Below are 23,437 nucleotides of genomic sequence, written 5' to 3'. Positions count from 1 at the left end.
TCAAGCAGCACCCCGCGCCTTGTCGGAGGTTTAATGCACGTAGGAAAAGTCTGACCCGGACGAACGGTGCAAAGCTGACCGATGTGAATGAAGCGTCTAGCAAAGGCCTGAGCCTCTGGCGAGCAGTTGATTGATAACGTTAAGTTGCATAAGTAGGCGTTTAAATTCCCAACCGTTCTAAGGCTTGGGGCACCTCGGCTCTATTGTTAAATCTGTAACAGGAGGCGCGCAAAATCCTTTAAGCGCTCGGGCCAGCGGTCAAATGACCGGGTCCACCTGTTCAATGCGCACCCATGCCAGCGGTCGACTCTCTGCGTTGCGGAATAGACCTGCTTCTGTCGCTCAGGAATAACAACAAAAGGCGGTCAGCCATGTTCAAGTTCAAACACTCCAAAGTACGTCAGGCGGGATTAATCCTCTTTACCACTGCGCTGTTATTGATCGTGCCTAACCTGAACAGGTTGTTCGGCTGATCTGACACGCTTTCGGTCAGTGTGTAACTGTGCCACTCTTTCCACTCGACTGAAGGAGACGCGCCTATGCGCCAATGGATTGCTGTTTTTGCACTTGTCAGCAGCTTCGCAGCCCACGCGGGCATGGTAGATCAGGCTGCAGCTGTGGCTGCGCTCAAGGAAGGCAAACTGGCGATGGATGTACGCAGCCAGACCGACTATGACGCTGGCACGGTATTGAATGCGGTACGGGTCGATGACCGGCGGCTGGTCAATCAGATGAAGCAGGTGCTCAACGACCGCAATGCGGTTTTCGTTATTTTCAGCAGCACCGACAGCAAAGCCGACAAGGCTCAGGAAAAGCTCAGGGCGGCGGGCTATTTCAGCGTCATCAATGGCGGTAATTATGAAGAGCTGCACAACGCGCTCTACAGCACCACCGACGACCCTGCCGAATAAGCAATGGCCGGAGTTTGAATTCCGGCCATTTCAGTGAAGCGCAGGTCAGTGCGTTAAAGCTACTGATGCTGCGCCTGGACCTGCACGCGGGTTTTCACTTTTGGCGTACCGGTCATGGGTGAAACCACGACCTTGGCGTGCATCTGTTCAGACCCGCCACCCCGGCGCATGCCGCGCACCGGGCAAGCATCCAGATAGTCCAGCCCTACCGCCAGCTTCAAATGGCGCTCAGGAATGGCCAGCTGGTTGGTGACATCAAAACTGTACCAGGCGTCATCTATCCAGGCTTCGGCCCAGGCGTGACTGGACAAGTGTTCGCTGTCTTCGCTGCACAGGTAACCGGATACATAACGTGCCGGCACCCCAAGACTTCGGGCGCAGGCCAGGAAGGCGTGGGTATGGTCCTGACAGACCCCCGAGCGTCCGGCGAAGGCTTGGGCGGCACTGGTGTCGACTTCGGTCGCACCCTGCGTGTAAGTCATGTGCTGGTTGAGCGCCTGCATCAGGTCGATCAATGCGCTACGGTCAGCGCGCTTGCGACATTCCCTGGCTGCGAAACTGCGAATCGCTTCGTCAGGCTCGGTCAGCCGGGTAACGCGCAAAAACGGTAATGCCGACTGGCTTTCGTGCTCGGCCTCACGGGTTTCGTCGATTTCCACCTGCCCGCGCGCGCCGATGATGATCGCCTCGTGCGGCTCTTCCAGGCTCAGGACATGCAGGATATTGCCGAAAGGATCAATCTGCGCGCGCACCGGGCGCGGCAACGTCAATTGCCAGCTAAGCACTTGCTGGCGCTCACTGTCGTGAGGCGTCAGGCGCAGATACTGGATACTCGAGCGCACCTGGTCATCATAGTGATAGGTGGTCTCATGGCTTATCGAAAGTCTCATGCAGCCTCCAGGTACGAAGTGTGAATGGCATCACCCAGTTGGGCCAGCATTGGAATGAATTCGTTCAACCACTCATGCAGGCCCTCAGCCAGAATCTCGTCGATACTGGTGTAGCGCAATCTTGCATCCATCTCGGCGGCCATGCGCTGCGCAGGTCGGCCATTGACGCCGGGCAGACTGGCCAGAATGACGTCCATCTCTTCCAGACAGGCGCGCAACGAGCGCGGAATGTCTGCACGCAGCAGCAACAGTTCGGCAACCTGACGCGCGCCTGGCGCATCCCGATAGACTTCAGTGTAAGCCTCGAACGAAGACAGTGCGCGCAACAAGGCGCTCCACTGGTAGTACCCGGCAGCCGAGTTGTCCGCCGCAGCATTGGCCTGTGGCCCACGCAGTTCGAGCATCTCATAGCGGGCGTCGAGCATGCGCATGGTGTTGTCAGCGCGCTCGATGAACGTTCCCAGACGAATGAAACGGAACGCATCGTTACGCATGATGGTGCCGTAGGTCGCACCACGGAACAGGTGCGAACGCTCCTTGACCCACTCGCAAAAGCGACTCATGCCGTAACGGGTCAGACCCTGTTGAGCAATGCCGCGAATTTCCAGCCAGGTGGAGTTGATGTTCTCCCACATGTCGGCAGTGATACGCCCGCGCACGGCATGCGCACTGGCCCTTGCGGCGCCCAGGCAGCTGTAGATGCTGGCCGGGTTGGTCGCGTCCAGCGCGAAAAAATGCAGCATGCGCTCGGCATGCAGTTCACCATGACGCTCGATGTAGGTTTCCAGCGTTCCGGTAATCAGCAACGGCATGGCTATTTCATCCAGCCCGTCGCCCCGCCCGTCCTGCGGCATCAACGACAGCGAATAGCTCACGTCCAGCATTCGGGCGAGGTTCTCCGCTCGCTCCAGGTAACGCGACATCCAGAAAAGATCAGAGGCAGTTCTACTTAACATTGGCAGGCATCCTTAATCCTCGACCACCCAGGTGTCTTTGGTTCCGCCACCCTGTGACGAATTGACCACCAGTGAGCCTTCACGCAAGGCCACTCGGGTAAGCCCGCCAGGTACGACGCGGGTTTCGCGACCGGACAGAACAAAGGGGCGCAGATCGATATGTCGCGGTGCTATGCCATTTTCGACAAAGGTCGGACAAGTCGACAGGCACAAGGTGGGTTGGGCGATGTACGCATGCGGCTTGGCCTTGAGGCGCGCCCGGAAGGCTTCGATCTCGGCGGCGGTCGCTGCAGGGCCGACCAGCATGCCGTAGCCCCCGGAGCCCTGGGTTTCCTTGACGACCAGGTCGCCCAGGTTGGCCAGCACATGTGACAGCTCTTCCGGCTTGCGGCACTGCCAGGTCGGCACGTTCTTGAGAATCGGCTCTTCGTCCAGATAGAAACGAATCATGTCGGTGACGTAGGGGTAAACCGACTTGTCATCGGCAACGCCGGTACCAATGGCATTGGCCAGAACCACATTGCCGGAGCGATACGCGGCCAGAAGTCCTGGAACGCCCAGCATGGAATCAGGGTTGAACGCCAGCGGATCAAGGAATGCATCGTCAAGCCGACGGTAGATAACATCGACAGCCTTGGGACCGTCGGTGGTACGCATGAACACGCGGTCGTCGCGGACAAACAGATCGGCACCTTCAACCAGCTCGACCCCCATCTCGCGAGCCAGAAACGCATGCTCGAAAAAGGCGCTGTTGAAACGCCCGGGCGTCAGTACCACGACACTCGGGTTGTCCAGATGGCTGGAACTCTTGAGCGTGTCGAGCAACAGATTCGGATAGTGATCGATCGGTGCAATGCGCTGGGCCGAGAAAAGCTCGGGGAACAAACGCATCATCATCTTGCGGTCTTCGAGCATGTAGCTCACGCCGCTCGGGGTTCGCAGGTTGTCCTCCAGCACGTAATACGTGCCATCACCGTCGCGCACCAGATCGACGCCGGAAATGTGCGAATACAAATCGCGGTGCAGGTTCAGGCCCTGCATCGCCAACTGATATTGCTCGTTGGCCAGCACCTGTTCGGCAGGAATTATCCCGGCCTTGATAATCCGCTGGTCGTGATAAAGATCCGCCAGAAACATGTTCAGCGCCTTTACGCGCTGGATACAGCCACGCTCGACAACACGCCATTCGCTGGCGGGAATGCTGCGCGGGATGGTATCGAAGGGGATAAGCCGCTCGGTGCCCTGCTCATCACCATAGAGTGTGAACGTGATCCCGGCGCGGTGAAACAGCAGATCGGCTTCGCGCCTGCGTTGAGCCAAAAGCTCGGGAGGCGTATCACCCAGCCAGCGGGCGAACTCCCGATAGTGCGGACGGACTACGCCGCCCGCATCGTACATCTCGTCATAAAAGGTGCGGATCATGCCGTACTCCTTGTCACCATGGACACCAAGACCATCGCAAAGCCCGTGCCACCGGCATAAACGCTTTGATTTCAAAAGGTTAGGTAAACACTCGACGTTCTACGCACCATTCCTGTGCACTAAACGCCCAAGCCGATTATTTCGCGCCTCATTCGGAAGCGTCATTCAACCGTGAAATCTATGATCAGCATAGTCAGAGTTGATTTCCGCCAACAACATTAGTTCGCCACACTCCACAGCAACCGAGCAAACAGGGCACCAAACGCCGTTTTTGCGCCAACCGTTATTTTGTCCAGCAGGCGAAGAACGCGTGCGGACTTTAAACAGACTTCCCTTTGCGCCACTCATTTGAGTGGCTTTTTTTTGACCACTGTTTACGAGCGCGAAGCAAAAACAGAACCGGCCGATCCAGAACGTATCCCGAATCAGCCGGTAATGTGTTGCCTGACAATCAAAAGCCATCAAGCGTGCAGTCTTCTGATCTCCTGAGTGACACCCCAACCTTCGACCTCACCGTCCATGGGTGAAATCACCATCTGGAAGTCCTGCTCGAAATCACCGATACCGTCATAAGTGGCGTACATCACTTTGCTCAACTGCAAGTGCCAGTTACCGTCATCACGTACGTTTACCTGGGTATTGAGGGATTCACCGCGAAATTGCTCTGCAGCCTGCCGTGCCCGCTCCTCATCCGGGAAGATGGCGTAAAACTCGATGGGATAGATTCGCGCGAAATCAAAACCGCCTTCTTTCATGCGGCGCAGTACGTTACTGCTGATGTCCTCTTGATAGGCTGTGCTCATGAAACGTCCTCCTATGCAACGATAGATAGAGTTTCAACTCTTCCAGAGCGACCGCCGAATCATCGGGGGCCGCCGCACGACAGATAATCCGGCGTGGGGAATCAAGCATGTAGCTGACCAGACCAGGCTTGGCACAGGTCGGGTATCGAGATGTCAGAGGCCGTTTGAACAGCCTCATCTGCAGAGTAGACCCATCGTGGGCAGGATGCCAAGTGGTTGCCACGAAAAGCTTTTTGAATCACCGCAGGTCAGGCAACTTCTGTAATGGAAATGATCCGCACACTGTTATGGTCTTTAAGCGTTTTAACCGTAGGCTCGTCGGTGCGCCCGTCAAGATCATTGAGATCCAGCTCATCGGTGACTGGATACAGGTCCTTGCGCAGGAAACGCGCGGCCTCCTCCTCACTGGGACGCTCGTCAAAACCAGCCTCACGGAGTTGCTGCACACCATCCTTGTCCAGATACGAAATGGCCCACTGTTTCATCAATGCCTCCAGAACGAAGCCAGGCACTCTGGCTTATGTGATAAGGACCTTTTGGCCCATGCATTCGTTCCAACGAATTACGCCGGACAGCCCGCGATGACGGGCAAAACAAAAGGCCCTCGCAATGGATGCCGAGGGCCTTTTGTGTGCTGCTGATCCGACTTGCCGGGTACCCGGACAAGTCAGTCATGGTCAGTTACGGTTCTTGCTGGCCTCGACACCGGCCGTGTTGTCCAGAAGGCTCTTGGTGGCGGTCTGCAGGAAGCTTTCCAGCTTGCGCTTGAGCTCCTGAGTGTCAGGTGCATCAGGCACTTCTTCGGCAGACGGCTTGGCACCCAGTGTGTAGGTCAACAGCTTGGCCGGCATTTCTGTCGGCTCGATCAGAATGCGGTTGCCGCTGATGATCGCGACCACCTGCTCACTGCCCGACGGCTTGATCACACCGAAGCCCTTGTCACCCTCAGGCAGGTTCAGCAGATCGCGGCCCCAGCACTGGTTGCGGTTCAGGCCACCCAGACGACCCATGATGGTTGGCACTACGTCAACCTGTGTGCCGACAATGCTGCTGCGCTGGCCGAATTTCTCTTGTACCCCAGGCCCGATCAGTAGCAATGGCACGTTGAAACGGCCCAGGTCCATTTCAGTCAACTGCTTGTCATTGCCGAAACCATGGTCGCCCAGCACCACGAACAGGGTGTTCTTGTAGTAAGGCTCTTTTTTGGCCTTCTCGAAGAACTGACCCAGCGCCCAGTCGGCATAACGCATGGCGGTCAAATGCTCATCCAGCGAGCCGTGCCCGGTCACGCGCTCGACCGGCAGCGGGTCCGGCAATGCATACGGCGTGTGGTTGGACAGGGTCTGCAGCAGCGCATAGAACGGCTTGCCGTCCTGACGAGCTTTGAGCTCCTGGGCGCCACGGTCGAACATGTCCTGGTCGGAAACGCCCCAGGTCGGATCGGAGAACACCGGATTGACGAAGTCCTCGCGACCGACAAAGTTGGTCATGCCCTGGTTGCTGAAGAAGCCCGACTGGTTGTCCCAGGCGAAGTTGCCGTTATAGACATAGACGTCATCGTAGTTGCGACCCGCGCTCAGCAATTGCGGAAGGCCCGACAGCTTATGGCTGCCCTCTGGCGTCTGCATCAGGTACTCAAAGCCCGGCAGGTTCGGGAAGCACGCCATGGTGGCGAACATGCCCTGATGGGTGTGGGTACCGTTGGAGAAGAAGTGGTCGAACAACAGCCCCTCTTTCGACAGCTTGTCGAAATACGGCGTGATGTTGGCATCGTTGCCCAGCGCCCCTACCGAGTGACCGGCGAAGCTTTCCATCAGGATCACGACCACGTTGCGGATCGGCAAGGTGTTCTCTGCCGGTGGCGTGAAGTCACGACGCACAGCGGCAATATCGGGTTCCACAAGCTTGTCATGCGAGGTCAGCAGCATGTCGCGCACCGTCTGCTGCGCCTCGGCCTGTGGCAGCGTCGCCTTCCAGATGTTGTCGCGATCTTCGGACATACGGCTCTTGGCCGCCGTAATCAGGGTCAGTGTGCCGTTCAGGCCCAGCTGGTTGGCGAAGTTGGAGTCGGTGGTGTAAGCGTCACCCCAACGCAGCGGTGGGCCCTGGCGCAGGGTGCCACGGATGCACACCACCATAACCAGCAATACCAGCACGAAAACGCCAACACGCATGTACCACGGCGCAACTGTACTGACCGTCTGGGTGCCCTTCGTCGTTACGAGGCGTGGCCGCGTCAGGCGGTCGATGCCCTTGAACACCAGGCTCAACAGCCAGGTCACGATTGCCCAGGCGAGCAGGTAGCGAACCACCGGAAAGCCATACCAGAGCATGCTCAGGACAGTCTTGGGGTCTTCCTTGACGTATTGAAACACCAGACCGTTCAGGCGCTGGTGAAACTCACGGTAGAAGTCCATTTCCATCAAGCCGAAGAACAGCGTGATGCTGCCGACCAGGGTCAGCCAGAACCGGAAAAACCCGCGTGCAGCCATGGCCCGGGCGCTGAACAGCGACAGCACCAGCGGAATGAGCAGATACATGGTCAGGCGCAGGTCGAAACGCGTGCCGTTGAAGAGTGCTTCAAGGAATGTCGAGGCTGGCGTGTCGCCAATCATCTCGCGGTTGTAGACCAGCAGACCGATACGCAACAGCGTGTACATCACCATCAAAGCGAAACCGCTGAGCAGGATGTAAGCCAGATGCGATTTGACAGTCGGGTTCAGCAGGCGGGCTTGCCGATGAATCTGGGCGTCCGTTTTAGCCATGGTTGTCAGGATCCGGTGGATTCAGGGGTAGGTTCAGGGTGCAGCACCGCCCTTCACCAAGGGCGGGCGGCGTACGACAGGGCGCAGATATTACTTGATTGCGGGTCACCAAGGGCCGGGGCGGCCCATGAATACGCGTGCCTGTTCAGCTTCGCGCGCAATTCTGGGACAGAAAGTGTGAAATTTCTGTCGCCAGTTGCGTGCTTCAACGCCTCTCAGGCGGCGTTATGGCTGACCCGGCCGCTAACGTCAGATCTATTGATCAGTCGTTGCTGGCCTTGCTCACAGCCTGCAGTACGTACTGCGGCAAGGCGAATGCGCCAATGTGAACTTCCGGGTTGTAATAGCGCGTAACAATACCGCTGCCCGTGAAGCGCTGACGCAGGGTTTCCAGTGGCAGTTTGCGGTAGCTCTTGTCAGTGGCGCCCCAGGCAAAAGTCATTGCACCGCCGATGTAGGTCGGGATGGCGGCCTGATAGAAATGCCAATCGGCAAACAGGCCATTCATGCGTCCTGCAGTGGTCTGCACACCGCTCAGTTGCATGAAGGGCGTACCGTTCTGGGTAACCAGAATGCCGCCTTCGTTCAGGCAGCGATGACAGGCCTGATAAAAGTTCTCCGAAAACAGCACTTCGCCCGGACCGATAGGATCAGTGGAGTCGGAGATGATCACGTCGAACTTCTCTTCGGTCGTCGCGACAAAGCGCATGCCGTCGTCGATGACCAGGTTCAAGCGCGAATCGTCAAAAGCGCCACTGGAGTGATTGGGCAGGAACTCCTTGCACATCTCGACCACCGTGGCGTCGATCTCGACCATAGTGATGTGCTCGACGGTCAGGTGCTTGGCGACTTCGCGCAGCATGCCGCCATCGCCGCCGCCAATGATCAGTACACGTTTGGCAGCGCCGTGGGCCAGAATCGGCACGTGAGTGAGCATTTCGTGATAGATGAACTCATCCGCCTCGGTGGTCTGGATCACGCCGTCCAGCGCCATGACGCGGCCCATGCGCGGGTTCTGGAAGATCACCAGATGCTGGTGTTCGGTACGCACTTCGTGCAGCATTTTTTCCATACGAAAGCGCTGGCCGTAGCCTTCGTACAACGTTTCCTGATAATCGCTCATGGGTAAGCTCCCGCTGGGTACTGATGACAGGACGGCCGACCGCCCACAACAAAGGCGCGCATTCTACGTCGAGGAACATGACAGGTCGAACCTCTGTGCAGCGTCATGCTTGCAAATGCCCTGGCCCATGAGCGAAAAACGCCTGATTACCCAGGGTAATCAAGCGTTCGTTGATAACCTGGCGGCCTATCAGATTCGCACGTTGCCACGCGGTCCGAGGATTGCCCAGATGATCAGGCCCACAACAGGCAACAGCACGATCAACAATACCCAGAGAATTTTCTTGCCGGTCTCGGCGCCGCTTTTCAAGACATTGATGATGGCCCAGATATCGAGCGCCAGAATGATCAAGCCGACCAGGCCGTTGAAACTAGAACCCATGGTGTTGCCCCTAATTGAATGCTTACCTTCCTAGGATAGTTGCGCCGTTCGGGGGTTCCGTTGAACCAACCTTATATTCTCAGGCTCCCAACGGGGGTCGACTTCGCATTTCATTCATTATCGCTTTCACCCTCACACAGGTAGCCGTCTTCATGCCAACGCCCGCACAACCCCGAACGCCTTGGGCGACATGGTTCAACCATCTTCAGGGCAGCCCGCTGGTGAGCCTGGGTTTCGCCCTTGCTCTGCTGATCGTCGTCGGCCTCGGCGGCATCAGTCTTTACAACGCCTTCTATGGCACCAGCCAGGTCAACTTCAATCATGCACTGCTGGGCGGCACGGCCGGCTTCCTGGCGACGGCGCTGGGTGCAGTCATGGCGGTCGCCCTGCGCAACGTTTCGCAACGCGCTCAAGACATCATGCTCGGTTTTGCTGCCGGCATGATGCTGGCTGCCAGCTCGTTCTCGCTGATACTGCCCGGGCTGGAGGCCGCTCGGGGCATAACCGACAGTGGCCCTTGGGCCGCTGCGACGGTGGTGACCGGTCTGGGCCTGGGTGTGCTGTTGATGCTTGGGCTGGACAAGTTCACCCCGCACGAGCATGAAAGCGTGGGCCGTCAGGGTCCTCATTCAGAGCGAATCAGCCGGGTCTGGCTGTTTGTCCTGGCGATTACCCTGCATAACCTGCCGGAGGGCATGGCGATAGGTGTGAGCTTCGCCAGCGGCGACATGAACGTCGGCCTGCCGTTGACTACTGCCATTGCTATTCAGGACATCCCTGAGGGCCTGGCCATTGCGCTGGCCCTGCGTGCTACCGGGCTGTCGGCATTCAAGGCAATGCTGGTGGCCATCGGTTCAGGACTCATGGAGCCGCTGGGCGCGCTAGTGGGCCTGGGTATTTCCAGCGGGTTTGCCATCGCCTACCCGCTCAGCATGGGGCTGGCGGCAGGTGCGATGATCTTCGTGGTGTCCCATGAAGTCATCCCGGAAACCCACCGCAACGGCCATCAGACCTCGGCGACGCTCGGCCTGATGGGCGGCTTCGCGGTAATGATGTTTCTCGACACGGCGCTGGGTTAACCGCGCAATGCCTGCAGAGCGGGTGCGGCATGGATGCCGGCCAACGCTGCCAGTTCAAGCACCCGCGCCTCGTCATGGCCATACACCAGCACCGCTTGCAGTTCGTCATCCAGCGGCTGGCTGAAGTTCATCAGCACGTAGCCGCCCATGTCCTTGTTCATGCTGCTCAATTGAATCTGAATCCGGTTGAGCGCTACCAGTGGTTCGACCTTGGCCAATTGTTTCGGCTTGATGTTGAACGTCACGTTCTTGCCGAATGACTGCACGATCTGCTCGAACAGGTCCATATAACTGTCGGCCTGAAACAGCACGGTTTCCGGCAGACTGCCCACCACCACCCATTCGCCCAGCGGAATCGGAAAGGTGTCGTCGTAGTTGATATCAGGGTTGGCGGCCAGAAAAGCCTGAGGGTCGGCATACGCCTGCGCGGCTTCATCGGCAATACGCACGATTTCGTCGTCGCCCATGCAGCCGGAGCTGACTTTGCTGATTAATTCGACCAGTGAGTCTTTCATGGGAGCGATCCTGATAACGGGCAAAAAAAGAGGCGCGAAGGATAACGGTAAATCCATCGCGCCTCTATGTGTTCATGCCCTGAAGGCACTCGGCATCAGGACCGGGCCGGCTGCACACCCAGTTTGATCAGTTGATCAATGGTGACAGTCGCACCCATTGCCTGAGCGGCACCCAGTGCCGTGATGCCCTTGGCATCAGTGGCATGCGGGTCCGCGCCCTGACTGATCAGGTAATCGACTATCTCGTTGCGATTGAACATGGCCGCCATCATCAACGCAGTACGACCATCGGCAGAGGCACCATCGACGTCGGCACCGGCCTCGACCAGCAGCCTCACCACCGCCAGATCGCCCTTGAACGCAGCACCGGCGATAGGGCTCTGACCATTGTCGTTGCGAATTTCCGGATCGGCCTTGTGATCAAGCAGCACCCGGACCGCATCCGCATGACAGTGATAACTGGCCAGCATCAGCAGCGTGTCGCCCTTGTGGTTGCGCAAGTCTGCAGGCAGGCCCTTTTCAAGCAGACGCTCCAACATGACTGCATTTCCCTGGCGAGCCACATCGAATACCTGCTCGGCGAACTCGGCGGCTTCGTCTTCAGTCATGGTTTGCGAAGCGCTGATATTTGTATCGGTCATTAACTACTCCTTGGCGCACGGTACTCCGGGCATGCGTTGACCCGGCGTCGATACACACACTGACCTCAAGTCTCGCCAGCTGTTCGATCAGCATCGATACGGATGCGCAACGCCTGCTCCTGATCACCGCAATCGATGCAATCCCCCTCCTGCCCGATACCCATCATGCAGGAAACGGCAAAATGCAGGGCGCACGAAGGGTGTTCATGCAAAATGCACGAAGACTTAAAATAGAGAATATTTCAAGTTATTGATTTTAAAGGATTTATTTTAAGTCAAAGACTGGCACAGACACTGCAATAGTACTTCCAAGCTTATTATCCCATGAGCAATGGAGCCGCCTGACATGACTTTTATTCAAGAAAAATTCGCTTCCGTATTCTCCGACTACACCGTTACCACCCAGCCACGTCCTGATGGTGGTGTTCTGTTGTCACTGCGTACTCACGATGGCAAGCAGATCCGTCGCTCCGTGTCTTATGCTCAATTGCACACTCCGGTCCAGCTGGAATGGGTAATCAGTGCTATCCGCCGCGACCTGGCTGCACAAGCCAGCGAGTTGCCAGCTATTTCGATGCTGCAAAGTCAGCACCGCTTTGACCTGCCGACTTACCACACCCGTTGATTTTCCCGCCGCCTTGACAGGCGGCACCCGCTGTACGCTCTCATCCCTTGTTTGCCGCGATTACACCTTGTTCTCGCGGCTTTTTTTTGCCCGCGTTTTCAGGTGTCGATTACCTGATCAAACCCCGGCAAAGCGCTTCGCCTACCGCCTGCGCCCTATTGGCGACACCCAGCTTGGAATAGATGGTCTTGAGGTGATACTTCACCGTCGACTCCGACACGTCGCGGATCATTGAGATCTCCCAGGCAGTTTTTCCATCCCTGGCCCACTGCAGTACCTCCAGTTCCCGATGGGTCAAACCGCGAGAGCAGAACTTCAAACCCCGCGCAACGCTGTGCAGCACCGGCATGAGACTGCTCATGAGGTATTTTTGTTCAGCGGAGATCGCTCGCCCCACTTCACCCAGCGTACAAACCGACGTCACGCTGTCGGCACCACGGCAATGGTTCATGTAGCCGTAGGAAATGGCCGGAAGCAGTTCGCACGTATCGACGATTTCTTCGTAACACGCTGACACCGGATACTGTCTGAATGCATCCTGCCAATTCACAAATCCCAACTGATTGCGATAACAGCGGATGACCGGATCCTGGGTGATGAACTCGCGCTGGCGGTAAGCCTTGCCCCAGGCATCATCGACATTGCAGGTAATGAACGTCAGCAGCACCGGCCCTTTGAACTGATAGAACATCGCCCGCTCACTGTTGCATTCGCGCCTTAGCCATTCGAGGGCATTCTCGATAGCGGTCTGGCCATCGAGTTCGCTGATCGTGCTCACCATCTGCTGTATCAATAAGTCCCTGCTTGCGCTTTCTGTAATGGCACTGCACATCGCTGCCGCTCCTTATGCGCCCGTGAATCGGTACAGGTGTTGTCCGTGACTCAGGGGACGATGGGCGCAGAACTTACACGAATAATCGCGTTGAAGAATGACGAGCAGAACAAACAGACTCAACGCACTTTCAGGTAGGCAACGTCCCACTCAAAAACAGGACGCTCCAGACAGAAAATAGCGTGCAAGCCTTGCGGCGGGCAGATTTTCATACCGCGGCATCAGGACAATGCCGCGCACGACAGGCTGATGTCGTTTAGAACGAAGCAGGGTCAATGAGCGCGAAACTGCTCACATATCTGTGACCCGCAAGCACCCCGCCGTCACGCGCCAGACCGCAGGTGACCATGCCAGCGGCCTGCGCTGCGTCGAGCTCTTCGACGATATCCGAGAGGAACAGAATGTGCTCGGCAGGACACTCGATTGCCTGCGCAATCGTCCGGTAGGACTGCGCTTCGCGCTTGGGGCCGGACGTCGTATCGAAGTAACCACTGAACAGACCGGACAGATCGCCCGCCTCGGAACAGCCAAAAATCAATTGCTGAGCCTGAATTGAGCCCGAGGAATAAACGTAAAGCCTGTAGCCCTGTTGATGCCAGTGTTTCAAGGCATCGACAGCATCCGGGTAAACATGGCCCTTGAGCTGTCCGGCGTTATAGCCCTGCTCCCAGACCATGCCCTGCAACGCCTTGAGCGGCGTGGCCTTGCGGTCTTCGGCAATCCATTCCAGCAGTATTGCAATAACCCGCTCGACATCGGCATCAGGCTCGCAGGCCTCGCTGCGTACCGCTTGCAGCTGCGACGCCACTGCCGGTTGTCCGGCGTTTTGCCGAACAAACCCGGGCAGGTGCTTTTTGGCAAACGGAAACAGCACGTCGAAAACAAAACTCACTGCGCTGGTGGTGCCTTCAATATCCGTGAGGATAGCTTTGATGGGCATCAGAATCGGGCTCCTGTCAGTCTTCCAGCCGTGGAAAACGGCCAGCAATGTCTTCACCGGTAAAATTCGCCACCCAGCCTTCCGGATTGTTGAACAGGCGGATGGCAACGAAATGCGGGTTTTCGCCCATATCGAACCAGTGCCGGGTGCCGGCCGGTACGGAAATCAGGTCGTTCTTTTCGCACAGCACGGCGTATACGTAGTCCTCGATGTGCAATGTGAACAAGCCCCGCCCGGCTACGAAAAAGCGCACTTCGTCCTCGCCATGCCGATGCTCTTCAAGAAATTTGGCGCGCAATTCGGCTTTCTGCGGGTGGTCACTGTTGAGGCTGATGACGTCCACGGTGACATAACCATGCTCGGTCATCAGCTTGTCGATCTGGGTACGATAGGCGCTGATCACTTCTTCCTGGCTGGCACCGGGGGTAATCGGCGTCGCCGCTTCCCAGCGGTCGAACGCCACGCCGTGCTCGGCCAGCGTCGAAGCAATATCTTCCAGATGGGTCAGCACCTTGTTGGGCGTGTCAGGGCTTGAAACGTGATAAACGGACAGGCTGCTCATGGCATGAATCCTCGGTTTGGGGCACCACCTTCCGGCTTTTACAGGCAGGTCAGGCTTACAGGCTGGTTTTAATACGACGTTTTCAACGGTTCAATACCGCGCGCATTTTAAGTTCGCATTCAAACAGAAACTCGAACGCTTCGATCTGGCGCAAGGCGTCGCTCATTTTTGCCCCCCAGGTGTAGAGACCGTGACCGCGGATCAGGTAACCAGCGCACTCGGGATGGGCGTCCAGCCAAGGCTGCACCTTTGCGGCGAGACGGGCAATATCCTGATCGTTGTCGAAAATCGGTACCACGACCTGCGACTGATGAGTGACCACGCCGTGAAAGGCCTTTTGCAGCTCGTAATCCTCGAACACCAGATGATCGGCGGCAGTCAGCCTCGACAGCACCGTCGCATTCACCGAGTGGGTGTGCAGCACCGCGCCGACCTGTGGCCTGCTGCTGTACAACTGGGTGTGCAGCAAGGTTTCAGCAGACGGCTTTTTCCCGGGCTCCAGGCTGTTGCCTGCCATATCGGTAGCCAGCACATCGTCAGGACCCAACTCGCCCTTGTGCCTGCCGGATACGGTCAGTAGCGCCTCGGTGGCTGAAAGACGCGCGGAGTAATTGCTGCTGGTGGCAGGCGACCAGCCGCGGCCATACAGGAAGCGCCCGGCCTCGATTATTTCCACGCTAAGTTGTTCGCGGCTCATACACCTTCCTCTTTCTTGGGTGTGATAATCATGATGGCTGCGGCAAAGGCTACAAGGCTGGCAATGGCAAACGTCCAGGCTGGCCCCAGCGCGTTCCAGCTGTAACCGGAATACAGAGCGCCCAACGCGCCACCCACGCCGGACAACGCGGCATACAGTGCCTGTCCCTGTCCTTGCTGACGCGGGCCAAAGCTACTTTGCACGAAATGAATGGCGGCGGCGTGAAAGCTGCCGAACGTGGCGGCGTGCATCACCTGAGCAATCAGCAGCGCGGTCAGGTGATCGGCAAACAGTCCCAGCAGCAGCCAGCGCAGCGCAGCCAGCAGAAAACTGGCGAACAGCACCTGACGTACCGAAAAGCGCTGCAGAATCCGGCTCATGACCATGAACATCAGCACTTCAGCCACCACACCGACCGCCCATAGCAGGCCGATCAGGCCACGGCTGTAACCGAGCGCTTCGAGGTGCAGGGTCAAAAAGGTGTAATACGGCCCATGGCTGAGCACCATCAGCGCGACACTGAGGTAGAACGCCAATACACCGGGACGCGCCAGTTGCCTGAGAAAGCCGCCCGACACGGTTTCGCGGCTCGACGGTGAGGGATGCGCATTCGGCACCCACCAGCTGCTGACAACGATACCGGCCATGATCGCCAGCGCGATGTAAGGAAACAGATCCAGACTGAACCACTCGAACATCCGTCCCAGCACCACGACCGCCAGAATGAAACCGATCGAGCCCCACAGTCGGATCTGACTGTAACGCGAGGTCTGGCCTTGCAGGTGCGCGAGGGTGATGACTTCGAACTGCGGCAGGATGGCATGCCAGAAGAACGCATAGAGCGCCATGACCATCGCCAGCCAGGCATAGCTTTTTTCGACCAGAATCAGCGAAAACGCCAACAACGTGCAGATGGCACCAGACCGCACAATGGTCAGACGCCAACCGGTGTGATCACCCAGCCACCCCCAAAGATTGGGCGCGACACAGCGCATCAGCATAGGGATGGCGATCAGTTCGCCTATGCGTGAGCTGGAAAAACCCAAGTGATGAAGATAAAGGGCCATGAACGGCGCAGACAGGCCGAGCAAGGCGAAATAGCACACGTAGAACCCGGACAGCCGCCAGTAAGGAAGCTGTCCGCCGGATGTTTGCGTCACGCTAGCAGTCCGCGACCGTGACAGCGCGCATTACAACTGTCCCAGCACAGGCGTGTTGACGCTGACATCGGCGTTCTGACCGCGATGACGCAGCAGATGATCGAGCAACACGATGGCCATCATCGCCTCGGCAATCGGTGTGGCGCGAATGCCGACACACGGGTCGTGCCGGCCTTTGGTGATGACGTCAGCCGCGTTGCCATCGGTATCGATCGAACGCCCCGGCGTGGTGATGCTGGAGGTTGGTTTGAGCGCCAGATGCGCAATGATCGGCTGGCCCGAGGAAATGCCACCAAGAATGCCGCCCGCCTGATTGGACAGGAAACCCTGTGGGGTCATCTCGTCGCGGTGCTCGGTACCGCGCTGTGCAACGCAGTCGAAACCGGCACCGATCTCTACGCCCTTGACCGCATTGATGCTCATCAGCGCGTGTGCCAGCTCGGCGTCCAGACGATCGAAGATCGGCTCGCCGAGGCCGGGCATTACGCCTTCGGCCACCACCGTTATTTTCGCCCCGACCGAGTCCTGATCACGTCGCAGCTGGTCCATGTAGGCTTCCAGCTCCGGCACCTTGTCAGGGTCGGGGCAGAAAAACGCGTTGTCTTCTACCGAATCCCAGGTCTTGAACGGGATCTGGATCGGGCCCAGCTGGCTCATGTAGCCGCGAATGACGATGCCCTGGGTTGCCAGATATTTCTTGGCAATCGCCCCCGCTGCCACGCGCATGGCGGTTTCCCGTGCCGAACTGCGGCCGCCGCCGCGGTAATCGCGAATACCGTACTTGTGGTGGTAGGTGTAATCGGCATGGGCCGGACGGAACAGGTCCTTGATGGCCGAATAGTCCTTGGACTTCTGGTCAGTGTTGCGGATCAGCAGGCCTATGGAGGCACCGGTGGTTTTGCCCTCGAAGACGCCGGAGAGGATCTCGACCTCATCGGCCTCCTGACGCTGCGTGGTATGACGGCTGGTGCCTGGCTTGCGCCGGTCCAGATCACGCTGCAGGTCTTGCAGGTCCAGCTCCAGCCCCGGCGGGCAGCCGTCGACGATAGCGACCAGCGCCGGGCCGTGGCTTTCGCCGGCGGTGGTGACAGTGAACAGCTTGCCGAAAGTGTTGCCGGACATGCGGGCGCTCCGAAAAATCAGCCAAAAAACCAGATCGTTAAACCAAGCGCGCCAGTATACGCAGGCTCGCGGTTCAGTTCATCCTCGAACCTTCTGTCACGCCGCGCGTCCAAGCGAGACTCTCCCCATGATGGCCTTGCGATGTTATCCGGTAATTCCCTGCTTCGAGTACCAAACGCGCTGCGTCTGCTGGCCCTGCCGATAACATTGACCCTGAGCCTAATCGCCGGAACAGCCAGTGCTGCGGCGCCCAGCGTGGTGCAGCGGCCGATCACGGTGGATACCGAAAACGGCAAACTGTACGGCACTCTGCTGATGCCCCGTTCGGACAAACCGGTCCCGGTGGTGCTGATCATCGCCGGTTCCGGCCCCACCGACCGCGACGGCAACAACCCTGAGGGTGGACGCAACGACAGCATGAAACGCCTGGCGGTGGTTCTGGCTAAAAACAATATCGCCAGCGTGCGCTACGACAAACGCGGCGTCGCAGCCAGCAAGGCAGTCACGCCGGATGAACGCAATCTGAGCGTCGAGCGCTACGTGGCCGATGTTCAACTCTGGGCCAGAGCGCTCAAAGCCAACCCGCGCCTTGGCCAGCTGATTCTTCTGGGCCACAGCGAGGGTGCGCTGGTGGCGACGCTGGCGGCTGAAAAAGTGGGTGCAGCGGCGTTGATTTCCGTGGCGGGCACCGGACGGCCTGTCGATCAGGTGCTGCGCGAACAATTTCAGGAGCGCTTGCCACCGGATCTGCTGCAACGCAGCAATCAGTTGCTCGATGAACTGAAGGCGGGCAAGACCGATGACAACGTGCCCGCCGAGCTGGAAGTGGTATTTCGCCCCAGTGTCCAGCCGTATCTGATCTCGCTGTTTCGCCAGGACCCCGCCGCAGCCTTCGCTGCAGTGCACATTCCGGCGCTGATCGTTCAGGGGCGCAACGACATTCAGGTGGGCGTGGGCGATGCCCTGCTGCTGCAAAAAGCCAGACCGGATGCCGAACTGGCCCTGATCGACGGAATGAATCATGTGCTGCGTATCGTGCCAGACGACTTACAGCAGCAGTTGTTGTCCTACCGCAACCCGACCCAGCCACTGGCCAGTGAAGTGACCAAGCGGATCCTGGCCTTCATCAAGGCCCTGCCCCAACCAGGAAAAAAATCTGACGTCAGATAATTGCAAACCCTTCAGTCTTCGGATATCTGGCCGATAGCGGTTTGCTGGCTTTTTGTTCCGTTGCAAGTATTCCGTTGCAAGTATCCCGGTGCAAGGCCCAGGAAAGGACACCATTATGACTGACGCGAATATCATGACTGAAACCACTGCAGCACCCGAAAGCGTAGAAGCCGAGGTTCAGGCACCGCCGCAGCCGTGGGAAGACGTTCTGCCCGAGAACTTTCAGATGTTGCGTCTGGCACCACAGCCTACCGACCGCGCCACCGGCGGACGGCCCTTGCGTTTTGTGCAGTTTGGTCGTGCCGAGCGGCACAGCAAGGAATTGAGCCTGCTGCGCATCAATGTGCAGCTGCCAGGCCAACGGGTCCGCAAGGAGCAGAACAATCTGGATGTCTGGGCCGATCACGAAAAGCGCACTGTGCGCTTCGGTCCCGAATCAGGCTTGCAGATCGAGCCGTGGAACCGCGGCATCGGTCGTTTCATGATCGCCCATGCCGTGCATTGGGCGCAGAAAAGATGGTCATCCTACAAGATTGAAGGCGTAGCGCTGGCGAGCAAGGACGGCCTGAACGAAGACACACGCCTGCGTCGTGACCACTTTCTGCGCACCTTGGGTTTTGAAGTAGCGTACGCCGATGCCCAGCACATGAAAGGCACCATCAAGGACGTACACGTCGGCAACCTGCACAGCACCTGGAACAACGACAAGGTGCAGATCATCGAAATTCTCGAAGCCTCGCAAATGCTGGAAAAGGCCGAGAAGAACCTGATCGAACAGGAAGTGACCATTCGCCAGCACGAGGACCGGGTCGGCAAGTACAAGCGCGAGGACGCTGGTCTGCGCTTCACGATTGCCTGCCTGGTGACCTTCGCAGTGTTTCAGGCGGGACTGTTGATCTGGATCGCGACCCACCGATAAAAAAGGAGCTGATCTCAGCTCCCCCTTCTCTCAGTCTTCCCTGTCAAACCTTCGACTGGAACAACGCCTGATGGTTGCGGCACTGTTCTGCTGTGAGCATGAACACCCCGTGACCGCCGCGCTGGAAATCCAGCCAGGCGAAATCGACTTCCGGGTACAGTGCCTGCACGTGCACCTGGCTGTTGCCTACTTCGACGATCAGCAAGCCTTTCTCGTTCAGATGATCGGCTGCCTGGGCGAGCATACGGCGTACCAGGTTCAGACCATCGCTGCCACAGGCCAGCGCCAGCTCAGGCTCATGCTGATACTCGTCGGGCATGTCGGCAAAGTCTTCGGCGTCCACATAGGGCGGGTTGGACACGATCAGGTCGAAGCGCTGCCCCGGCAAACCGTCGAACCCGTCGCCCTGCACGGTGTAGACGCGATCCTCCATGCCGTGACGCTCGATGTTCTGGTTAGCCACCTCCAGTGCGTCGTAGGACAAGTCGGCCAGGGCCACCTCGGCTTCGGGAAACACCTCGGCACAAGCGATACCGATGCAACCGGAGCCGGTGCACAAGTCCAGAATCCGGGCTGGTTCGTTGGCCAGCCAGGGCGCGAAACGCTCTTCGATCAGTTCGGCAATAGGTGAACGCGGGATCAATACACGATCATCGACAATGAACGACATACCGCAGAACCAGGCTTCGCCCAGCAGATACGGCGTTGGCACACGGTCATCGATTCGGCGTTTGATCAGGCGTTGCAGTTCGGATATTTCGTCGACTTCCAGGCGGCAATCCAGGTAGCTGTCGGCGATTTCCCAAGGCAGATGCAATGCGCCCAGCACCAACTGCCGCGCTTCATCCCAGGCATTGTCGGTGCCATGACCGAAAAATACGTCTTCCTCGTGAAAGCGGCTGACGGCCCACCGTATATGGTCGCGCACGGTACGCAAACGGGAAGTGATCATGGACAAACTCCTTGGAAAGACGACGAGCTGCTGTAAGACGAGCCACGGTGAAAAGTCTGGTTCCGAACAATGCACATTCTTCGTACCCGATAGGCATGGAAGTTTCCATGATTCGCGTACTGCCATCAAGGCAAACCGCCAGCCACCCCCACCGCCAACTGCCCTGCAGGCCATAAAAACCGTGGCCTGCGATGGTTGCCATTCCCAGAACGCCTCAGCCAGAGGACAATGTCACAAAAGCCCCACACCAAGGAGCCCGTGAATGTCCGATTTAAAGACCATGTTCCAACTCAGCGGCCGGGTGCATGCGCCCGCCAATTTGAGCAATGCGACGCTGATCATCATCGATGCCCAGAAAGAATACCTTAGCGGCCCGCTGGCCCTGACCGGCGTCGACGAAGCCCTGGCCAACATCTGCCAATTGGTCGAGAAGGCCCGTGCGGTCAAGTGCCCGATTGTTCATATTCGCCATCTGGGCACTGTGGGCGGCCTGTTCGACCCACAGGGCGAGCGCGGTCAACTGGTGCCGGAGCTGTTGCCAAAGGACGACGAACATCTGGTCGAAAAACGCCTGCCCAACGCTTTCAACGGCACCGGGCTGCATGATCTTCTGCAAAAGCTGGGTCATCTGGACCTGATCGTCTGCGGCTTCATGAGCCACTCGAGCATCAGCACCACGGTTCGCGCTACCAAGGACTATGGTTATCGCTGCACACTGGTCGACGATGCCTGCGCAACCCGCGACTTGCCGAGCCCGCACGGCGTCGTCAGCGCGCAGGTGGTGCATAGAACCGAGATGGCGATCATGGCCGACAACTTCGCCACACTGGCGCTGACCAAAGACCTGATCTGATCTGCGCCGGAACGAGTGGTTGTGTGGGCGTATTCACATAACCGCCTATCCCTTGCCGGCTCGTATCATCCCTGAGGCGGGAACCACCCCTTATTCTCCGGGTCACAGCGCCGATACTCCATTGAGCCGATACCTATTGAGGAAAAGGCATGAAAACGTCAGATGGTTTCGATGCACGTCGCCTGCGCCCCAGGGGTCAGGGCAACTGGGGCAAACGCATCGGTACGCTGATCGCGCTGCTTCTTTTGGCGTCAGGCGTGTTGCTGACCGTTGCCGGAGTTTCCAGCCTGACCGTTCACCCGCAGATGCTCGGCGAGCTGAATGCCAGCCCTGGAGGCGCCGCATTTGTCGCCGTCGGCGGGTTGCTGGTGCTTTATCTGGGTGTCTGGCTATGGCGCCGCTGCCGCCGTCAACGCAGTGCCAGCGGCTTGAGTATCTCGGCGCACCTGATGAAAAAACACAACTGACCCTGGCGCTTGAACGGTTAGAATGGCTTCCTTCGCGGAGGCCCCATGCAAGACGACGATTTTTCCCTGTTCAGAAGCGAAACGCGCGGCGTAAAGCCGCTCAAGCATGAACACGCCGATGTCGGCAAACCCAAGACCGATCGAAAAATGCTGGCCCGCCTGCGTCAGTCGGCGACTGTGCGCACCGATTCGGTGACCGTCGACGGCTTGTCGGATCAATTCGTGATCGATGTCGGTCCGGAAGATATCCTGAGCTGGTCGCGCGACGGCGTGCAGGAAGGCCAGATGCGCAAGCTCAAGCTCGGGCAGATCAGCTTCGAAGGCAGCCTGGACTTACACGGCATGAGTGTGGAAGTGGCGCGTGAGACGCTGTGGGAGTTTCTGGCTGAAGCGACCCGACTGGAAATACGCTGCGTACGTGTCACCCACGGCAAGGCGGTACGCCTGGACGGCAAGCGCCCCATGATCAAGAGCCACGTCAACACCTGGCTGCGTCAGCATTCGCAGGTACTGGGCTTTTGTTCATGCCTGGCCAAACATGGCGGTGCGGGTGCGGTGTACGTGATACTCAGACGCACCATGATGGAAGGACGCGACGAGTAATCCTCCTCGCGCCCCTCTTGCCGGACAGCAATCTGCTGCCCGGCGTATTACTCAGCGCGGGCCAGGACCGCCGGGGCCTCCAGGTCCACCCCCTTCATGATGGCCACCGCCGCCGCCATGTCCGCCCGGACCAGGCCAAAACGGCCAGCAGCCGGAAACCGACGACAGTACGATTGCGAACAACGCTATTTTTGCTACTCGACTCAACATCCGGATTCACTCTCTCGACAGGCAATTGATTAATAACCTGCACAGTCAGACAGCGCCGCACCGGGGAAGTGGGTAGCGATCTGGTCGCCAACGTGTAAGCGCTACGATACAAAACGCATAACGCCCGGTTGATTTGCAGCGCTGCCGTGCACCCGCACTCTTGCGTAAGTTACTATGTGCGCCGTCGGCGACGGGCCTGCCCTCGCACCCATCGAAACCCACACGGAAACACACCCCTGTGACACTGGAACAGAATTACACCGCCATACTCGGGCAACTGGGCGAGGACGTCTCGCGCGAAGGTCTGCTGGACACCCCCAAACGCGCCGCCAAGGCCATGCAGTACCTGTGTCGCGGTTACGCGCAAACGCTGGAAGAAGTCACCAACGGCGCGCTGTTCAGCTCCGATGCCAGTGAAATGGTCATGGTCAAGGACATCGAGCTGTACTCGCTGTGCGAGCATCATCTGCTGCCGTTCATTGGCAAGGCACATGTCGCCTACATTCCCAATGGCAAGGTGCTGGGCCTGTCGAAAGTGGCGCGAATCGTTGATATGTACGCCCGCCGCCTGCAGATCCAGGAAAACCTCAGCCGTCAGATCGCCGAGGCCATCCAGCAGGTTACCGGTGCACTGGGTGTGGCAGTGGTGATCGAAGCCAAGCACATGTGCATGATGATGCGCGGTGTCGAGAAGCAGAACTCGGCCATGATCACGTCAGTGATGCTCGGCGAATTCCGTGAAAATGCTGCCACTCGCAGTGAGTTTCTCAGCCTGATCAAGTGACCCGTTCAGCCAGCGTTCACGTGCCACGGCGCACGCTGAACGTCCGGCCGATTCC

26 protein-coding genes are annotated in these 23,437 nt (G+C 58.3%); 9 read left to right on the top strand and 17 right to left on the bottom strand.

Going from position 1 to position 23,437, the window contains the following annotated elements; genetic code table 11:
- Positions 1-539: 539 nt before the first annotated feature.
- Entirely contained in the window at positions 540-911 is a 372-nt protein-coding gene (locus tag RYC18_RS20655; protein WP_002552861.1) for a rhodanese-like domain-containing protein, read from the top strand.
- Between the two features lie 59 nt (positions 912-970).
- Here RYC18_RS20655 and RYC18_RS20650 read toward each other — a convergent pair whose 3' ends face one another.
- From RYC18_RS20650 to RYC18_RS20615, 8 genes are all read right to left on the bottom strand, one after another.
- Positions 971-1,801, bottom strand: coding sequence for a transglutaminase domain-containing protein (locus RYC18_RS20650; protein WP_002552860.1), 831 nt, complete (start codon positions 1,799-1,801; stop codon positions 971-973).
- Positions 1,798-2,757, bottom strand: a complete 960-nt coding sequence (locus RYC18_RS20645) for an alpha-E domain-containing protein (RefSeq protein WP_003415868.1) — start codon at positions 2,755-2,757, stop codon at positions 1,798-1,800. Before RYC18_RS20645 ends, RYC18_RS20650 begins: the two co-directional genes overlap by 4 nt.
- Before the next feature lie 12 nt (positions 2,758-2,769).
- Positions 2,770-4,179 (bottom strand): circularly permuted type 2 ATP-grasp protein, encoded by a 1,410-nt coding sequence (locus RYC18_RS20640; RefSeq protein WP_002552858.1) that lies wholly within the window; start codon positions 4,177-4,179, stop codon positions 2,770-2,772.
- A gap of 461 nt (positions 4,180-4,640) precedes the next feature.
- Positions 4,641-4,982 (bottom strand): ribonuclease E inhibitor RraB, encoded by a 342-nt coding sequence (locus tag RYC18_RS20635; protein WP_002552857.1) that lies wholly within the window; start codon positions 4,980-4,982, stop codon positions 4,641-4,643.
- Positions 4,983-5,230: 248 nt separating this feature from the next.
- The gene (locus RYC18_RS20630; RefSeq protein WP_002552856.1) at positions 5,231-5,467 is read right to left on the bottom strand and encodes a hypothetical protein; all 237 of its coding nucleotides are present in this window, start codon (positions 5,465-5,467) and stop codon (positions 5,231-5,233) included.
- 192 nt (positions 5,468-5,659) lie between these two features.
- Positions 5,660-7,747, bottom strand: coding sequence for an LTA synthase family protein (locus tag RYC18_RS20625; RefSeq protein ID WP_005782986.1), 2,088 nt, complete (start codon positions 7,745-7,747; stop codon positions 5,660-5,662).
- Positions 7,748-8,009: 262 nt separating this feature from the next.
- Complete coding sequence (gene speE, locus RYC18_RS20620) at positions 8,010-8,870, bottom strand: polyamine aminopropyltransferase (RefSeq protein WP_004661359.1); 861 nt, start codon at positions 8,868-8,870, stop codon at positions 8,010-8,012.
- A 189-nt stretch (positions 8,871-9,059) separates the two neighbouring features.
- On the bottom strand, positions 9,060-9,251 hold the full coding sequence (locus RYC18_RS20615; protein WP_002552853.1) for a PLDc N-terminal domain-containing protein: 192 nt from the start codon (positions 9,249-9,251) through the stop codon (positions 9,060-9,062).
- Between the two features lie 152 nt (positions 9,252-9,403).
- On the opposite strand from RYC18_RS20615, the gene RYC18_RS20610 reads away from it, so the two are divergent.
- Positions 9,404-10,330 carry a ZIP family metal transporter gene (locus RYC18_RS20610; RefSeq protein ID WP_004665830.1) on the top strand — a complete coding sequence of 309 codons (927 nt, stop codon included), beginning with the start codon at positions 9,404-9,406 and terminating at the stop codon, positions 10,328-10,330.
- Here RYC18_RS20610 and RYC18_RS20605 read toward each other — a convergent pair.
- Both RYC18_RS20605 and RYC18_RS20600 read right to left on the bottom strand, forming a co-directional pair.
- A complete protein-coding gene (locus tag RYC18_RS20605) occupies positions 10,327-10,845 on the bottom strand; it encodes a hypothetical protein (protein WP_316886676.1) in 519 nt (172 codons plus the stop codon). The genes RYC18_RS20610 and RYC18_RS20605 overlap by 4 nt on opposite strands.
- A gap of 95 nt (positions 10,846-10,940) precedes the next feature.
- Entirely contained in the window at positions 10,941-11,486 is a 546-nt protein-coding gene (locus tag RYC18_RS20600; RefSeq protein WP_005744355.1) for an ankyrin repeat domain-containing protein, read from the bottom strand.
- Between the two features lie 346 nt (positions 11,487-11,832).
- Here RYC18_RS20600 and RYC18_RS20595 point away from each other — a divergent pair, with 346 nt between their 5' ends.
- Positions 11,833-12,111, top strand: a complete 279-nt coding sequence (locus RYC18_RS20595; RefSeq protein WP_002552849.1) for a DUF3509 domain-containing protein — start codon at positions 11,833-11,835, stop codon at positions 12,109-12,111.
- A 109-nt stretch (positions 12,112-12,220) separates the two neighbouring features.
- On the opposite strand, the gene RYC18_RS20590 is transcribed toward RYC18_RS20595, so the two are convergent.
- The 6 genes from RYC18_RS20590 to aroC all read right to left on the bottom strand — a co-directional run bounded on the left by RYC18_RS20590 (position 12,221) and on the right by aroC (position 17,424).
- Positions 12,221-12,943, bottom strand: coding sequence for a helix-turn-helix transcriptional regulator (locus RYC18_RS20590; RefSeq protein ID WP_316886675.1), 723 nt, complete (start codon positions 12,941-12,943; stop codon positions 12,221-12,223).
- A 256-nt stretch (positions 12,944-13,199) separates the two neighbouring features.
- Complete coding sequence (gene mtnC / locus RYC18_RS20585; protein ID WP_316886674.1) at positions 13,200-13,883, bottom strand: acireductone synthase; 684 nt, start codon at positions 13,881-13,883, stop codon at positions 13,200-13,202.
- A gap of 16 nt (positions 13,884-13,899) precedes the next feature.
- The gene (locus RYC18_RS20580; protein ID WP_005744353.1) at positions 13,900-14,445 is read right to left on the bottom strand and encodes a 1,2-dihydroxy-3-keto-5-methylthiopentene dioxygenase; all 546 of its coding nucleotides are present in this window, start codon (positions 14,443-14,445) and stop codon (positions 13,900-13,902) included.
- A gap of 82 nt (positions 14,446-14,527) precedes the next feature.
- A complete protein-coding gene (locus RYC18_RS20575) occupies positions 14,528-15,142 on the bottom strand; it encodes a methylthioribulose 1-phosphate dehydratase (RefSeq protein WP_316886673.1) in 615 nt (204 codons plus the stop codon).
- A complete protein-coding gene (locus RYC18_RS20570; RefSeq protein ID WP_316886672.1) occupies positions 15,139-16,302 on the bottom strand; it encodes an MFS transporter in 1,164 nt (387 codons plus the stop codon). The genes RYC18_RS20575 and RYC18_RS20570 overlap by 4 nt, the downstream gene beginning before the upstream one ends.
- Positions 16,303-16,332: 30 nt before the next feature.
- Positions 16,333-17,424, bottom strand: coding sequence for a chorismate synthase (aroC, locus tag RYC18_RS20565; protein WP_005744350.1), 1,092 nt, complete (start codon positions 17,422-17,424; stop codon positions 16,333-16,335).
- A gap of 141 nt (positions 17,425-17,565) precedes the next feature.
- Here aroC and RYC18_RS20560 point away from each other — a divergent pair, with 141 nt between their 5' ends.
- A complete protein-coding gene (locus tag RYC18_RS20560; protein ID WP_002552842.1) occupies positions 17,566-18,594 on the top strand; it encodes an alpha/beta hydrolase in 1,029 nt (342 codons plus the stop codon).
- Between the two features lie 115 nt (positions 18,595-18,709).
- The gene (locus RYC18_RS20555; protein ID WP_004665837.1) at positions 18,710-19,513 is read left to right on the top strand and encodes a hypothetical protein; all 804 of its coding nucleotides are present in this window, start codon (positions 18,710-18,712) and stop codon (positions 19,511-19,513) included.
- A 43-nt stretch (positions 19,514-19,556) separates the two neighbouring features.
- On the opposite strand, the gene prmB is transcribed toward RYC18_RS20555, so the two are convergent.
- Positions 19,557-20,465: a 50S ribosomal protein L3 N(5)-glutamine methyltransferase gene (prmB, locus tag RYC18_RS20550; protein WP_002552840.1), complete on the bottom strand. Its 909-nt coding sequence runs from the start codon at positions 20,463-20,465 to the stop codon at positions 19,557-19,559.
- A gap of 262 nt (positions 20,466-20,727) precedes the next feature.
- Between prmB and RYC18_RS20545 the strand changes: the two genes are divergently transcribed.
- The 4 genes from RYC18_RS20545 to folE all read left to right on the top strand — a co-directional run bounded on the left by RYC18_RS20545 (position 20,728) and on the right by folE (position 23,382).
- Positions 20,728-21,318 (top strand): cysteine hydrolase family protein, encoded by a 591-nt coding sequence (locus RYC18_RS20545; protein WP_002552839.1) that lies wholly within the window; start codon positions 20,728-20,730, stop codon positions 21,316-21,318.
- 149 nt (positions 21,319-21,467) lie between these two features.
- The gene (locus tag RYC18_RS20540) at positions 21,468-21,785 is read left to right on the top strand and encodes a hypothetical protein (RefSeq protein ID WP_002552838.1); all 318 of its coding nucleotides are present in this window, start codon (positions 21,468-21,470) and stop codon (positions 21,783-21,785) included.
- Between the two features lie 45 nt (positions 21,786-21,830).
- Positions 21,831-22,388: a Smr/MutS family protein gene (locus tag RYC18_RS20535; protein ID WP_005755898.1), complete on the top strand. Its 558-nt coding sequence runs from the start codon at positions 21,831-21,833 to the stop codon at positions 22,386-22,388.
- Positions 22,389-22,836: 448 nt separating this feature from the next.
- The gene (gene folE, locus RYC18_RS20530) at positions 22,837-23,382 is read left to right on the top strand and encodes a GTP cyclohydrolase I FolE (RefSeq protein WP_002552836.1); all 546 of its coding nucleotides are present in this window, start codon (positions 22,837-22,839) and stop codon (positions 23,380-23,382) included.
- The last annotated feature ends 55 nt before the right edge of the window (positions 23,383-23,437 follow it).

The organism is Pseudomonas syringae group sp. 247E2 (assembly GCF_032587795.1).
Lineage (GTDB): Bacteria > Pseudomonadota > Gammaproteobacteria > Pseudomonadales > Pseudomonadaceae > Aquipseudomonas > Aquipseudomonas amygdali.
The sequence above is the reverse complement of the archived record's forward strand: the minus strand, read 5'-3'. Positions and strand labels throughout refer to the sequence as shown.

Coding starts and splice junctions, on each gene's coding strand:
- RYC18_RS20655 (WP_002552861.1), top strand. CDS start 540: ATGCGCCAATGGATTGCTGTTTTTGCACTTGTCAGCAGCTTCGCAGCC.
- RYC18_RS20650 (WP_002552860.1), bottom strand. CDS start 1,801: ATGAGACTTTCGATAAGCCATGAGACCACCTATCACTATGATGACCAG.
- RYC18_RS20645 (WP_003415868.1), bottom strand. CDS start 2,757: ATGTTAAGTAGAACTGCCTCTGATCTTTTCTGGATGTCGCGTTACCTG.
- RYC18_RS20640 (WP_002552858.1), bottom strand. CDS start 4,179: ATGATCCGCACCTTTTATGACGAGATGTACGATGCGGGCGGCGTAGTC.
- RYC18_RS20635 (WP_002552857.1), bottom strand. CDS start 4,982: ATGAGCACAGCCTATCAAGAGGACATCAGCAGTAACGTACTGCGCCGC.
- RYC18_RS20630 (WP_002552856.1), bottom strand. CDS start 5,467: ATGAAACAGTGGGCCATTTCGTATCTGGACAAGGATGGTGTGCAGCAA.
- RYC18_RS20625 (WP_005782986.1), bottom strand. CDS start 7,747: ATGGCTAAAACGGACGCCCAGATTCATCGGCAAGCCCGCCTGCTGAAC.
- speE (WP_004661359.1), bottom strand. CDS start 8,870: ATGAGCGATTATCAGGAAACGTTGTACGAAGGCTACGGCCAGCGCTTT.
- RYC18_RS20615 (WP_002552853.1), bottom strand. CDS start 9,251: ATGGGTTCTAGTTTCAACGGCCTGGTCGGCTTGATCATTCTGGCGCTC.
- RYC18_RS20610 (WP_004665830.1), top strand. CDS start 9,404: ATGCCAACGCCCGCACAACCCCGAACGCCTTGGGCGACATGGTTCAAC.
- RYC18_RS20605 (WP_316886676.1), bottom strand. CDS start 10,845: ATGAAAGACTCACTGGTCGAATTAATCAGCAAAGTCAGCTCCGGCTGC.
- RYC18_RS20600 (WP_005744355.1), bottom strand. CDS start 11,486: ATGACCGATACAAATATCAGCGCTTCGCAAACCATGACTGAAGACGAA.
- RYC18_RS20595 (WP_002552849.1), top strand. CDS start 11,833: ATGACTTTTATTCAAGAAAAATTCGCTTCCGTATTCTCCGACTACACC.
- RYC18_RS20590 (WP_316886675.1), bottom strand. CDS start 12,943: ATGTGCAGTGCCATTACAGAAAGCGCAAGCAGGGACTTATTGATACAG.
- mtnC (WP_316886674.1), bottom strand. CDS start 13,883: ATGCCCATCAAAGCTATCCTCACGGATATTGAAGGCACCACCAGCGCA.
- RYC18_RS20580 (WP_005744353.1), bottom strand. CDS start 14,445: ATGAGCAGCCTGTCCGTTTATCACGTTTCAAGCCCTGACACGCCCAAC.
- RYC18_RS20575 (WP_316886673.1), bottom strand. CDS start 15,142: ATGAGCCGCGAACAACTTAGCGTGGAAATAATCGAGGCCGGGCGCTTC.
- aroC (WP_005744350.1), bottom strand. CDS start 17,424: ATGTCCGGCAACACTTTCGGCAAGCTGTTCACTGTCACCACCGCCGGC.
- RYC18_RS20560 (WP_002552842.1), top strand. CDS start 17,566: ATGTTATCCGGTAATTCCCTGCTTCGAGTACCAAACGCGCTGCGTCTG.
- RYC18_RS20555 (WP_004665837.1), top strand. CDS start 18,710: ATGACTGACGCGAATATCATGACTGAAACCACTGCAGCACCCGAAAGC.
- prmB (WP_002552840.1), bottom strand. CDS start 20,465: ATGATCACTTCCCGTTTGCGTACCGTGCGCGACCATATACGGTGGGCC.
- RYC18_RS20545 (WP_002552839.1), top strand. CDS start 20,728: ATGTCCGATTTAAAGACCATGTTCCAACTCAGCGGCCGGGTGCATGCG.
- RYC18_RS20540 (WP_002552838.1), top strand. CDS start 21,468: ATGAAAACGTCAGATGGTTTCGATGCACGTCGCCTGCGCCCCAGGGGT.
- RYC18_RS20535 (WP_005755898.1), top strand. CDS start 21,831: ATGCAAGACGACGATTTTTCCCTGTTCAGAAGCGAAACGCGCGGCGTA.